A 13,714-nucleotide genomic window follows, 5' to 3' on the forward strand; every position below is an offset into this window, starting at 1 on the left:
AATTACACCTCATCTTTATCAATATCAACTAAAATTTGTCTTGGTTTACTTCCCTTTTGAGGACCTATAACTTGATTTCTCTCAAGATCATCCATGAGTCTTGATGCTCGGTTATACCCAATTCTAAACTGTCTTTGTAATAAAGATGTACTTGCTTTTTGTTTTTCTATAACAAATAAGTAGGCTTCATCATATAACGCATCTTCACTTTTCATTTCTGACTTATCTACTGGTGCATCAGGTTCCATTTCTTTAACATAATTAGCTTGTTGTTGTTCCACTACATAGTTGACTACATCCTGTACTTCTTGGTCACTTAAGAATGCACCCTGTATTCTTGTTTTAGTTGAATCACCATTTCCAACGTATAGCATATCACCTTTACCTAGTAATTTTTCAGCTCCTCCAGAACCTATAATCGTTCTTGAGTCTGTTTGTGAACTTACAGCAAAGGCAATTCTTGATGGAATATTATTTTTAATTATACCAGTAATAACATCTACGGACGGTCTTTGTGTAGCAACAATTAAATGAATACCTGCTGCACGTGCCATTTGGGTGATACGTTGAATAGCATTTTCTACTTCTTTACCAGCAACCATCATTAAATCAGCTAATTCATCTACAATTACAACAATATAAGGTAATTCTGCTTGTTTTTCATCTAATTCTTTATTTTGATTTCTAATATATTGATTATATCCTTCTATATTTCTTGTAGAAGAATGTTGGAATAAATCATAACGTCTTTCCATTTCCGCTACAATCTTTTCTAAAGCTTGTGCCGCTTTATGTGGGTTAGTTACAACTGGTATTAATAAATGCGGAATACCATTGTACACATTTAATTCTACCATTTTAGGATCAATCAACATAAGTTTAACTTCATGTGGCTTAGCATTTAATAACAAACTAGTAATTATTCCATTAATGCAAACAGACTTACCACTTCCGGTAGAACCCGCAACTAATAAATGGGGCATTTCGTTTAATTGAATAGTAATTGGATCTCCTGAGATATCTCTACCCAATCCGACTTCTAATTTATCATTAGAAGGGAATTTTTCTTCTAATACTTCTTTCAATGCAACTAAAGAGATCTTATCATTTGGCACTTCAATACCTACAGCTGAACGTCCTGGTATAGGTGCTTCAATACGTACATCCTTTGCAGCTAAAGCTAAAGCAATATCATTATGCAAATTAACGATTTTATTTACTTTCACTCCTTGTGCTGGTTGAACTTCATATTGTGTAACGGCTGGTCCGATTTTAATTTGAGTAACTTTTGCATCAACACCGAAGTTTTTCATTGTAGATTCTAAAACTTGACCTTTACGTTTAACTTCTGCTTTTGACGTTGATTGTTTCTGAGCTGGTTGCTTTAATAATGATAATGGCGGTACTACATAAGAAACATTCATTTCTTCTCCAGCTTCAGAAATAGAATTTTCATTTTGGCTATCATCATTTTCATTATTTGTTGATTGAGTTTGATGTTCTATTTCAGAACGATCATTATTCGTCTGTTGTTCTTTATTGCTTGGTGTATTGTCATTTGCTTCATGATCAAATAATCGTTTTTTACGTTTTGGTTGTACTGTCTCTTTCTCAGAATCACTATGACCATATATAGGTATATCACTGTCTTGTTGTACTTCTGGTAAATCTGTAACGTCTTTTACTACATCATTTTCTTGTGAACGATGGCGCTTTTCGATTCTTTCTGCTTTATTTTTGGCTTTTTCTTCTTTTTTAGATTTATTATTTTGTCGGTTTTCTTTTAAATTTTGAGAAGCTGATACTGTAGTAGTTTTTATACCTTCTAATATTTTTTTAGATACAACACGATGTCTTAAGTTTAATAGCAAAATAATGCTTGATGCTAAAAGTAAAATCGTAATAATGATAACACCGACAATAGAAATGAGCGGAATACAAATTTCTAGTAAATAATAGCCAATCAATCCGCCACCAAAATTTGGAAAATGATTATGTTCATATGATTTATAAACATAAGACAATACTGGTTCTCTTTCAGAAACGATACCTTTACTAAAGTGATAATATAGCTGAGCTATAAATAGTAATGCAAATTGTAATGTAATTGAACCTACTGTTCTTCTTGTTTTAGGTATTTTCTTAGAATATGTGATAAAACCTGTTGCTAATAAAATTAAAATATATGTTAAATATCGACTCATTCCTACAAAATAATTAAAGAAACTATCAATCATTCGTCCTATGATGCCTAATTGAAAAGCACCTAAAATGATTAAAATAACCACAACGATAGCAATAATATATCTTAATGGACTCTCAGTTTGCTTTTTCTTTGTGGTTGTTTTCTTTCTAGTTGTATTTGTTTTTTTCTTTGTCGGCGATTTTTTCTTTGCTTGTGGCAAATTGGTACACCTTCTTTTTATAATCTTTCATATGTATAATAAATAACTTTTGTGCCAATAATTTAAGGCTTTTTTAATAAGATGAAAGAGGCAAGGACACTTACACTCATAATAGAAACATTTCGTAAAATAAAGAATGTATTCGAATCATTCCTTATACTTACAATAGCCTATTGAAGTTCAAAGTCATATATTTCAAATGACTAAAAACAATGTGAGTATGTCCCAACCTCTTTAAATTATATTTATAATGATTATATTTCTGAAATGACTGGAATAATCATTGGACGACGTTTAGTACTTTCGAAAAGTAATTTGCTAATTTTGTCTCTCATATTTTGTTTAATATCTGACCATTCAATACGTTTTTCTTGTAATCCTGCTTCAACGATTTCACGTACTTTTTCTTCAGCTTCTTTTAATAAGTCTTCGCTTTCTCTAACGTAAACAAAACCTCTTGATTGTATTTCAGGTCCCGCTGCAATTCTGCGATTTTTAGGATCAAGTGTAACTACTGCAATAAAGATTCCGTCTTCAGCTAATAAATGGCGATCTCTTAATACAATATTACCTACATCACCGACGCCGATACCATCGATTAATATATTACCTGAAGGTACTTTTTCATTTAATACCATATTTGTACCGTCATAATTAATAACATCACCTTTTTCAACAAGGAAAATCTTTTCAGGTGCAACACCTGCTTCAGCTGCTAATTTAGCATGCGCAATTTGCATTTTAAATTCACCTTGAACAGGTATAAAGTATTCTGGTTTCATAATATTAATCATCATTTTTAGTTCTTCCATACATCCATGACTTGATGCATGAATCTTTTTATTATTAGGAATAATATGTGCACCTGCACGTACTAATTCATTTAATGTATTAGCGATAATAACTTCCATATTAGCTGATGCTGTAATTGCTAAAAATACTGAATCACCTTTTTCGATGTTCATAATTTTATGTTTTTGTTGAGCCATTTGACTTAATGCTTCTACAGGTTCACCTTGCATACCTGTTGCAATAATAATGACTTCATTTTTAGGATAATTTTCTACTTCGCTAATTGGAATAAGTAAATCTTTCGGAATATCAAAATAACCCATTTTACGTGCAATATTAAATGAACTTTCTAGTGAACGTCCTAAGAAAGATACTTTACGATTTAATTGGCTCGCAATATTTAATACTTGTTGTATTCTTATAAAGTTTGAAGCATAGCATGATACAATAAGACGTCCATTTACTTTAGCAAATGCATCGTACATGTGATGTTCAATCACGTTTTCAGGTGTATTGTATCCTGGTTTTTCAGCTTCAGTAGAGTCACTGATTAAAGCAAAGACTCCTTCTTCTCCAATTTCAGCCATACGTTTAAAGTCTGGTGAGTATTGTCCACTTAAACTTTGATCAAATTTGAATTCACCTGTGTATACAATTGAACCATAAGATGTGTGAATACAGATACCTAAACTATCGGGGATACTATGTGTTGTATTAAAGAAACTAATATTCACATTTTTAAAACGCATAACTGATTCATGGTTAACTGAATAGTAACGAACTTTTTTATTAATATTACGTGATTTCATACTCTCTTTAACAAGGGCAATTGTTAATTTAGACCCGTAAACAGGAGCATCAACTTGTTCTAATATATAACTTACGGCACCCATTGCATGTTCATGTCCATGTGTTAGGAAAATGCCTTTTAATTTTTCTTTATTTTCAATGACATATTGAATGTCTGGAATTACGATATCTACGCCTAACATTTCATCTTCTGGAAACATTAAACCAGCATCAAGTATAAACATCTCATCGTCTACTTCAACGATATACATATTTTTCGCAATTTCTCCTACACCACCAAGTGGTATGATGCGAATGTCTTTATTTTTTTTCTTTATTAAACTCAAAATGTTACCTCCTATATTTTATCCCCGTCCATATATAAACTCACCATTTATTATAAGTTAAAATGGGCTTGATGTACACTATTAATCAATGTCATCACTGCTTTAATATAAAAGGTTAGCGAAATATAAACAGATTGGAACCCTTTATAAAGATTCCAATCATTTAAACAATATTATTTTTCATTTATAGCTTTATGTGAAGCGTTGACACGACCTTGTTTGTCAATTTCAGTTACTTTAACTTCAATTGTGTCTCCAATTTTCAACACGTCTTCTACTTTATTAATACGTTCAGTAGAAATTTGTGAGATGTGTAATAACGCATCTTTACCTGGGAATAATTCAACGAAAGCGCCGTATTTTTCAATACGTTTAACTTTAGCATTGTATACTTGACCAACTTCAGCTTCACGAGTAATTTCTTCAATTATTTCACGTGCACGATTAATCATTTCTTGATCTACTGCACCAATAAATATTTGACCGTCTTGTTCGATATCAAGTTTAACGCCTGTTTCATCAATAATTTCATTGATTTTTTTACCGCCTGGTCCAATGACATCTCTAATTTTTGATGGGTTAATATTCATTGTAACAACTTTAGGTGCATAGGCACTTAGTTCATTTCTAGGTTGATCAATAGTTTGTAACATATGATCCATAATAGCTAAACGACCTTGACGTGCTTGTTCTAAAGCTTCTTCAATCACTTCACGAGTTAAACCGTCAATTTTAATGTCCATTTGAATAGCAGTAATACCTTCTTTAGTACCTGCAACTTTAAAGTCCATGTCACCTAAAGCATCTTCCATACCTTGAATATCCGTTAAAATAGTATAACTATCTTCACGAGTAACAAGTCCCATAGCGATACCGGCAACTGGTGCTTTAATTGGCACACCTGCATCCATTAAAGCTAATGTTGAACCACAAATAGACGCTTGTGAAGATGAACCATTAGATTCTAATACTTCACTTACGATTCTTACTGTATAAGGGAAATCAGAAGTATCAGGTATGATGTGCTTAAGTGCTCTTTCACCTAATGCACCGTGACCAATTTCACGACGTCCTGGTGCTCTTACTGGACCCGTTTCACCAACTGAGAAGTTAGGGAAATTATAGTGATGCATAAAACGTTTTTCTTCTTCTGGTCCTAGGCCATCAATTAATTGATAATCTCCTAAAGCACCTAATGTTAATACAGATAATGCTTGTGTTTGACCACGAGTGAATAAACCTGATCCATGTGCTCTTGGTAAGAGACCAACTTCAGATTCTAATGGACGAATTTCGTCAGGTTTACGACCATCAGGACGAATTTTTTCGTCTGCGATTAAACGTCTTACTTCTTCTTTAACCAAATCATTTAAGATTGCATAAACTTCTTTAATTAAAGTTTCGTTATCAGGATCTTCTTCATCGATAAATTCAGCAGCAATGTCTTCTTTTAATGCATCTAAATTAATGTCACGTTGTTGTTTATCAAATGTTAATACAGTATCTTTTAAACCTTTTTCTTCTGTTAAAGATTTAACCTTTTCAACAAGTGCTTCATCTCTTTCAATTGGAATAAATTCTTGTTTTTCAGGTTGAATATGGTCAATAATTTCTTGTTGAAATGCAACTAAGCGTTTAATTTCATCATGACCAAAGAAGATTGCCTCAAGCATTTCGCTTTCAGTAATTTCGCTAGCACCCGCTTCAACCATGTTAACAGCGTCTTTATGACCTGCAACTTCTAGGTCTAAACGTGATACTTCTTTCTCTGCAACAGTTGGATTGATAACATATTTTCCGTCAACATAACCCACATTTACACCAGCGATTGGTCCTTGGAATGGAATATCAGAAACACTTAATGCCATAGATGAACCTATCATTGCAGCCATTTCAGGTGAGCAATCTGGGTCTGCACTAAGTACAATGTTCATAATTTGCACATCATGTTTGTAACCTTTAGGGAATAATGGACGAATTGGTCTATCAATTAAACGTGCAGTTAAAGTTGCATCATCACCTGGACGTCCTTCTCTCTTTTTAAATCCTCCAGGAATTTTACCTGCAGCATACATTTTTTCTTCATAATTAACTGTTAATGGGAAAAAGTCACCATCACGTGGCTCTTTAGAAGCAGTTGCAGTTGATAATACAACTGTATCACCATAACGAACTAAAACAGCACCATTAGCTTGTTTGGCTAACTGTCCTGTTTCAATTGTTAATGATCTGCCAGCCCATTCAGTTTTAAAAACTTTCTTCTCTTGAGACATTATGAATCTCCTCTCTAAATTCTATTACTTATATCATATCACTTATTACTTTCAATTTATATTAGTTCTTATTTGTTAGAGAATAAAAAAAGGAAAGTACCAATCGAATGGTGCTTTCCTAATTTATTATTAAGATTAACGACGGATACCTAATGATTTAATTAATTCACGGTAACGTTGAATATCTTTACCACGTAAGTAGTTTAATAAATGTCTACGACGACCTACCATTTTTAATAATCCACGACGTGAATGGTGGTCTTTTTTGTGCTCACGTAAATGCTCGTTTAAAGCTGAGATTTCAGCAGTTAAGACAGCGATTTGAACTTCTGGAGATCCAGTGTCTGCTTCGTGAGTACGGTATTCTTTAATTAATTCATTTTTACGTTCTTGTGAAATTGCCATTATCAATTTCCTCCTTTATTGTATATACACCTTTATCCGAGTTAGGCGTCGGAGTCTCGACCTACTAAGAAAAAGGTTGTGGTTAAAACGAATCAACTCGTTTTAATCAACTTTATATATTATATGATACATCATCACCGAAATCAACTGATAATAAATATTTTGCACGCGCTTTATCATCATTCATTTGTTCAACCAATGGATCTATACCATCAAATTTTATTTCCGGTCTTAAGAAATGATGCCAATAAACAACTACACGTTCACCGTAAATATTTTCATCGAAATCGAAAATATTTACTTCGATAACTACTTCGGCTTTAGCTGGGTCATGGAAAGTTGGTTTAACACCTACATTAGCAACTCCACGGAACAGCTTTTGTTCTGCTCCGATTTCCATACTTACAGCGTATACACCTTTTTTTGGTAATAAGTAATCATCGCTAGGATGAACATTTGCAGTTGGAAAACCAATAGTACGGCCTCGTTTTTCACCTTGAACTACAGTACCTTTGATTTTATATAAGTAACCCAATTCTTCATTGGCTTTTTGTAGTTCTCCATTTTGCAATGCTTCTCTAATAGCAGTTGTTGATATTTTTTCTTCGCCTAATTCTTGTCTACCAACTATAGTAGTGTTAAAGTCTTCTACCTCATTTAACACTGACATGTTACCTTTACCGAATTTTCCAAATGTAAAATCAAATCCTGCAATAACTTCTTTAACATTATTTTTAATAATATATTCTTCTATAAATTCTTCAGAAGTAACATTAGCAAATCTAGATGAAAAATTGATGACAATACAGTAATCAACACCATGTGCTTCAATCATGTCAATTTTATCAGAAAGTGGTGTTAAATAAGTTGTTCTTTTACGTTCTGGATTTAACACAACTGATGGATGCGGATCAAAGGTCATAACTGCTTTTTTCAATCCGTGTGATTGCGCTTGTTCATCTAAAGTTTGAAAAACTTTATCGTGCCCTTTATGCATACCATCAAAGAAACCAAACGCCATCGCAACGTTTTCATTTATTCTTTGATTTTCTTGAATTGGATGGGTAATTTCTATCACTTTCATAATAAATCTCCTTTAATTAAATACTTTTTTAGGTTTTAATTCTCCTGGTTTATCTGGATGTATGATATATATAGCCAACACTTTTTGTGATGCATTATCTACAAATACAAATTGATCATCATTAATGTTTTCGAACTGCTTTTTATAAAATTTTTGTCCGTTTAGGATGCGTTGTTTGATTTGATCATCTGTAACCATTTGTTGTGGTAAACCTTTCAAACCATATTCTATAGGAAACAATTTATCTTGTAACGAATCATGCTCATGCAAATTTTTAATATCTTCTAATGACAAACTTTGTTCTAAATTAAAGCCTCCAGATTCAATACGAGTTAATAATGACATATGAGCAGGATACCCTAGTTTAGCACCTATATCAGTAGCTAGTGTTCGTATATATGTTCCTTTACCACAACTAACTGCTATATCAAAGTGACATTCTTCCCCATCAAAACGTAATGGTGATGTACGTTTAATAATTTTTATAGTGGCTTGTCTTATTGGTCTTTCAACCGTTTCATTATTACGTGCATATTCATATAATCTTTTGCCGTTAACTTTAACGGATGAGTACATAGGTGGAATCTGTTCAATTGTACCTTCGAATTGTTTAATAACATGATCTACTTGTTGTTCAGTCAAATCAGTTTCAGTAATTGATTTATGTTCAACTGTTTCTCCTGTCTGGTCTTCTGTAGTTGTACTTCTTCCAATGGTTACTGTTGCTTCATATGCTTTCCCCATCTCCATAACATAATCGCTTACACGAGTAGCCGGTCCTACACAAATAGGCAATACGCCTGATACTTCAGGATCTAATGTTCCAGTATGACCTATTTTTTTAGTATTAAGTATTTTTCTTAACTTAAATACTACATCATGGCTAGTTAAGCCTCTTTCTTTAAATACTGGTAATATACCGTTATACATGGTTTCACACCTTTTTAATTATCAATATTAATATCCCTGGCTATTATACCACTACTAATTAGTAATATGATTTGTTTGATAGATAATTAAAATCTATTCAGTCATTTTATATGTATTTAGCCTGAGAAAAAAGTTTCCCAGGCTAAGTGTTGTCATACTATATTTATTTATCTTGTTTGTGTAAATCTTGAATCATTCGTTCGATTTTATTTCCGTATTCAATGGATTCATCATATTCAAATGATAATTCTGGAATGATACGTAATCTCATACGTGATCCAAGCTCAGATTTGATAAAGCCTTTAGCTTTTTCTAATGCTTTAAATGTGTTGTCGACTTCTTTTTTATCGCCTAAAACTGTTAAATAAACTTTTCCTTGAGATAAATCATTTGTTAATTCAACATCAGTAATTGTGATAAAACCAACACGTGGGTCTTTCACTTTATTGTTAACGATATCCATGATTTCTTTTTTCATTTGTTCGCCAACACGTTCTGCTCTCATATTGCTCATCTTTGTCACCCTTTCTAAATTTTTCTTTAGTTAAAATAAGAGGTGAGATCAAGGCAATTTTCTTTTTAGAAACTTAACGTTGTTTCAAAAAGTGTCGCCAGTCTCAACCTCGAATAAATCATTAATATAAATTATCTTTTAATTTCAACCATTTCGAATGCTTCAATAATGTCGCCTTCTTTTAGGTCATTGTATTTTTCAATTGTAATACCACATTCATAACCTTGAGCAACTTCTTTAGCATCGTCTTTAAAACGTTTTAGTGTATCTAATTCACCTTCAAATTGTACGATACCATCACGGATAACACGTACACCTGCATTACGTGTAATCTTACCGTCAGTAACATAACTACCTGCAATTGTACCAACTTTAGATACTTTAAATGTTTGACGTACTTCTGCTTGTCCAATCACTTGTTCTTCAAATTCAGGATCAAGTAGACCTTTCATTGCTGATTCAATTTCTTCGATAACGTTATAGATAACGCGATGTAAACGCATATCTACATTATCAGCTTCAGCAGCACGTTTTGCTCCTGAATCAGGACGAACGTTAAATCCGATGATAATACCATTTGATGCATTGGCTAATGTTACATCTGATTCATTAATCGCACCTACAGCAGTGTGAATGATACGTACGTTTACACCTTCAACATCAATTTTCATTAATGATGCAGCTAATGCTTCAACAGAACCTTGAACGTCACCTTTAATAATCACGTTTAAGTCTTTCATTTCACCTTGTTTCATTTGTTCAAACAAGTTATCTAAAGTAACATTTTTACTTTCTTGACGTTGTTGGATAACACTTTCTTCATGACGTGCTTCACCAATACGACGAGCTTGTTTTTCGTCTTTAAATACTACAAAGCGATCGCCTGCTTGAGGTACATCGTTAATACCAGTAATTTCAACTGGAGTTGATGGACCAGCAGTTTTAATACGTTGTCCTAAATCATTTACCATAGCACGAATACGTCCATACGTATTACCAACTACGATAGAATCACCTTGGTGTAATGTACCGTTTTGTACTAATAGTGATGCAGCTGGACCACGTGATTTATCTAATTCTGCTTCAATTACTGTACCTACAGCTTGTTTTTCTGGGTTAGCTTTTAATTCTTGTACTTCTGCTACTAAACCAATCATTTCTAATAAATTATCGATACCATCACCGCTTAAAGCTGAAAGTGGTACAAAGATAGTATCGCCACCCCAGTCTTCAGGAATTAAACCATATTCTGTTAATTCTTGCATAACACGGTCTGGATTTGATGTTGGTTTGTCAATTTTATTAACTGCTACAATTGTTGGAACATTGGCTTCTTTCGCATGGTTAATTGCTTCAATAGTTTGAGGCATAACACCATCATCAGCAGCTACTACTAAAATTGTAATATCTGTCACTTGAGCACCACGTGCACGCATAGTAGTGAAAGCTGCGTGTCCTGGTGTATCAAGGAAAGTGATTTTTTTACCTTCATTTTCAATTTGATAAGCACCAATATGTTGAGTGATACCGCCAGCTTCACCTGCTGTTACTTTAGTGTGACGAATTGAGTCTAGTAATGTTGTTTTACCGTGGTCAACGTGTCCCATGATTGTTACTACTGCTGGACGCTCAATTGCATCTGGATCTTGTGATTCATCATCGAAATAAATTGATAAGTCTTCTTCTTCAATAACAACTTCTTCTTCGATTTCAACACCATAGTCATCTGCAATTAACTCTAATGTCTCTTGATCTAATGATTGATTAATATTTGCAACAATACCTAATAAGAATAATTTTTTAACAATACCTGAAGATTCAACATTTAACTTATCAGCTAATTCGCCAACTGTAATACCTTCTTGGTACGTAATTTTTGATGGCATTTCTTTAGGTTCTGCTTGTTGTTGGTTGTTTTGTTTTTGGTTGTTCTTTTTATTGTTTTTATTATTTTTGTTATTCTTATTATTTTTCTTATTATTGTTGTTATTTTGATTATTTTGGTTGTTTTGTTGTTTACCTTTGTTGTTTTTATTCTGACCACTTTGATTATTTGATTTATTATTATTTTGTTTCTGATTGTTTTGTTGTTTGTTTTCAGATTTTTTGTGATTATTTTGAGTATTTTTAGTGTTTTCTTTGCTTTGTTCTGGCTTGAACTTTTTGTCTAAAGCTTTAATTTGGTCGTCTTCTAAAGCTTGCATGTGATTTGACACTTCAACGTTCATACTCTTTAATTCATCTATAATCTCTTTACTCTTTAGATTTAATTCTTTCGCATATTCGTAAATTCTTTGTTTACTCATATAATCACTCCTCACGATATTCATCTATCATAGATAGCAATTTTTTGGCAAAACCTTGATCAGTTAAACCTACGTTCACCCTCTCACCTTTACCAATAGCTATCCCTAACTCTTCTCTAGTTCCAAATACCCTTAATGGCACTTTATAACTCGAAGTTTTATTTTGTATTAATTTCATAGTGTTAGGAGAAGCATCATTAGCTAATATAACTAATTTTATATTGCCTTTTTGCATATCATTGACAATAACTGATTCACCCGTTTTCACTTTGCCAGCTCTCATTGCAAGCCCTAAAAAATTAAATATCTTCTCATTCATTATTTTGGAATCTCTTCTCTATAAATTAAACGAATAACCTCTTTATAAACAGGTTCTAATTGTTCTTTTGACGCTTTAAAATATTTTTCTAAAACTTCTTTTTGTTGTGCGTTTTCTACTAATTGGACATCTTTTGAAACATAAGCACCTCGTCCTTGTTTCTTACCAGTAGCGTCAGCAAAAATTTCGCCTTCTTTATTGATCACAACTCTAATCATATCTTTTTTAGGATGCATTTCATTCGATATGATACATTTACGCATTGGAATTTTTTTCTTTTTCATGTTACATCATCACTCCAACCTATTTTTCTGTATCTTTATCTTCAACAGAAACGTCATCTGTTTCTTCTAATTCTTCATCTGTCTCAGCAGCTAATTCTGCAGTTGTTAAATTAGATTCTTCTAAATTCACATCATCAAATTCAACATCTTCGTCACCTGTATTGACTACTTCGTCCGCAATAGGTTCAGTTTCAATAACAGGATAAATACCCGCTTCACGTGCATCGCTTTCAGATTTGATATCAATTTTCCATCCAGTCAGTTTAGCAGCTAAACGTGCATTTTGACCACGTTTACCAATAGCTAATGACAATTGATAATCTGGAACGACAACAACTGTTGATTGATTTTCTTCATCAACAATGACTTCTAATACTTGTGATGGACTTAACGCATTTCTTACAAATACTTTAGGATCTTCATTCCATTGAACGATATCAATTTTTTCTCCACCTAGTTCTTCAACAACCGCTTCTACACGTGCACCTTTAGAACCTACACATGCACCAACTGCATCAATATCAGGATTTTCAGAATAAACACTGATTTTAGAGCGATCGCCAGCTTCACGTGCAACAGATTTAACAATAACTGTACCGTCAAAGATTTCAGGTACTTCTTGTTCAAATAAACGTTTTAGTAAACCTGGATGGCTTCTTGAAACATAAATTTGAGGTCCTTTAGTTGTCTGTTCAACTTTATTAACAAATACTTTGATTCGTTCATTTGGAATGTAACTTTCATTAGGACTTCTTTCAGCCTCAGATAATACTGCTTCAATACGGCCTAAATTTACGTATACATATCTATGATCAACACGATCAATAACACCTGTTAAAATGTCTTCTTCTTTGTCGATAAATTCATCATAAAGAATTTCTCTTTCAGCATCTCTTAAGCGTTGCATAACAGCCTGTTTTGCAGCTTGAGCACCTACGCGTCCGAAATCTTGAGGTGTTACGTCTTCTTCGTAAATGTCACCAATTTCATATGCTGGATTTTTAACTAATGCTGTACTAATATCCACTTCTTCTCTGTCATCGAATACTTCTTCAACAACTTCTTTTCTTGCTATAACTTTGAAAGTACCTTCATCCATGTTTAACTCTACTCTCACGTTTCTAGCACTATCATAGTTTTTCTTATATGCTGTAATTAAAGCTGCTTCAATTGCATCAATTAAAACTTCTCTAGGAATTTTCTTTTCCTTTTCTAAATATTCAGTAGCTAATAATAATTCATTACTTGACACGATTTTTCCTCCTC

At 32.9% G+C, this 13,714-nt stretch carries 11 protein-coding genes; all 11 read right to left on the reverse strand.

All coding sequences use genetic code 11. The annotated features are described in order from the left end of the window. Positions 1-2 precede the first annotated feature (2 nt). The 11 genes from N524_RS0101245 to nusA all read right to left on the reverse strand — a co-directional run bounded on the left by N524_RS0101245 (position 3) and on the right by nusA (position 13,700). The gene (locus N524_RS0101245) at positions 3-2,405 is read right to left on the reverse strand and encodes a DNA translocase FtsK (protein WP_029055435.1); all 2,403 of its coding nucleotides are present in this window, start codon (positions 2,403-2,405) and stop codon (positions 3-5) included. A gap of 254 nt (positions 2,406-2,659) precedes the next feature. Next, complete coding sequence (gene rnjB / locus N524_RS0101250; protein ID WP_029055436.1) at positions 2,660-4,333, reverse strand: ribonuclease J2; 1,674 nt, start codon at positions 4,331-4,333, stop codon at positions 2,660-2,662. Positions 4,334-4,506: 173 nt separating this feature from the next. Further along, positions 4,507-6,606, reverse strand: coding sequence for a polyribonucleotide nucleotidyltransferase (gene pnp / locus N524_RS0101255; protein WP_029055437.1), 2,100 nt, complete (start codon positions 6,604-6,606; stop codon positions 4,507-4,509). 135 nt (positions 6,607-6,741) lie between these two features. After that, on the reverse strand, positions 6,742-7,011 hold the full coding sequence (gene rpsO / locus N524_RS0101260) for a 30S ribosomal protein S15 (RefSeq protein WP_017638362.1): 270 nt from the start codon (positions 7,009-7,011) through the stop codon (positions 6,742-6,744). A 112-nt stretch (positions 7,012-7,123) separates the two neighbouring features. After that, positions 7,124-8,095 (reverse strand): riboflavin biosynthesis protein RibF, encoded by a 972-nt coding sequence (gene ribF / locus N524_RS0101265; RefSeq protein ID WP_029055438.1) that lies wholly within the window; start codon positions 8,093-8,095, stop codon positions 7,124-7,126. 12 nt (positions 8,096-8,107) lie between these two features. Next, positions 8,108-9,025 (reverse strand): tRNA pseudouridine(55) synthase TruB, encoded by a 918-nt coding sequence (gene truB / locus N524_RS0101270; protein WP_029055439.1) that lies wholly within the window; start codon positions 9,023-9,025, stop codon positions 8,108-8,110. A gap of 163 nt (positions 9,026-9,188) precedes the next feature. Then, a complete protein-coding gene (rbfA, locus tag N524_RS0101275) occupies positions 9,189-9,539 on the reverse strand; it encodes a 30S ribosome-binding factor RbfA (protein ID WP_017638365.1) in 351 nt (116 codons plus the stop codon). A 131-nt stretch (positions 9,540-9,670) separates the two neighbouring features. Further along, entirely contained in the window at positions 9,671-11,845 is a 2,175-nt protein-coding gene (gene infB, locus N524_RS0101280) for a translation initiation factor IF-2 (RefSeq protein WP_029055440.1), read from the reverse strand. A 4-nt stretch (positions 11,846-11,849) separates the two neighbouring features. Next, positions 11,850-12,164 (reverse strand): L7Ae/L30e/S12e/Gadd45 family ribosomal protein, encoded by a 315-nt coding sequence (locus N524_RS0101285; RefSeq protein WP_017638367.1) that lies wholly within the window; start codon positions 12,162-12,164, stop codon positions 11,850-11,852. Further along, positions 12,164-12,448, reverse strand: a complete 285-nt coding sequence (gene rnpM / locus N524_RS0101290; protein ID WP_017638368.1) for an RNase P modulator RnpM — start codon at positions 12,446-12,448, stop codon at positions 12,164-12,166. The genes N524_RS0101285 and rnpM overlap by 1 nt, the downstream gene beginning before the upstream one ends. 19 nt (positions 12,449-12,467) lie before the next feature. After that, entirely contained in the window at positions 12,468-13,700 is a 1,233-nt protein-coding gene (gene nusA, locus N524_RS0101295) for a transcription termination factor NusA (RefSeq protein ID WP_017638369.1), read from the reverse strand. Positions 13,701-13,714 lie beyond the last annotated feature (14 nt).

Origin of the sequence: Staphylococcus sp. URHA0057 (assembly GCF_000620265.1) — a bacterium.
Taxonomy (GTDB): domain Bacteria; phylum Bacillota; class Bacilli; order Staphylococcales; family Staphylococcaceae; genus Staphylococcus; species Staphylococcus pasteuri.

What these genes read in the sequence shown, in the direction of transcription:
- infB (WP_029055440.1), bottom strand. Translation starts at nt 11,845, where the DNA reads ATGAGTAAACAAAGAATTTACGAATATGCGAAAGAATTAAATCTAAAG.
- rnpM (WP_017638368.1), bottom strand. Translation starts at nt 12,448, where the DNA reads ATGAAAAAGAAAAAAATTCCAATGCGTAAATGTATCATATCGAATGAA.
- rbfA (WP_017638365.1), bottom strand. Translation starts at nt 9,539, where the DNA reads ATGAGCAATATGAGAGCAGAACGTGTTGGCGAACAAATGAAAAAAGAA.
- ribF (WP_029055438.1), bottom strand. Translation starts at nt 8,095, where the DNA reads ATGAAAGTGATAGAAATTACCCATCCAATTCAAGAAAATCAAAGAATA.
- truB (WP_029055439.1), bottom strand. Translation starts at nt 9,025, where the DNA reads ATGTATAACGGTATATTACCAGTATTTAAAGAAAGAGGCTTAACTAGC.
- N524_RS0101285 (WP_017638367.1), bottom strand. Translation starts at nt 12,164, where the DNA reads ATGAATGAGAAGATATTTAATTTTTTAGGGCTTGCAATGAGAGCTGGC.
- pnp (WP_029055437.1), bottom strand. Translation starts at nt 6,606, where the DNA reads ATGTCTCAAGAGAAGAAAGTTTTTAAAACTGAATGGGCTGGCAGATCA.
- rpsO (WP_017638362.1), bottom strand. Translation starts at nt 7,011, where the DNA reads ATGGCAATTTCACAAGAACGTAAAAATGAATTAATTAAAGAATACCGT.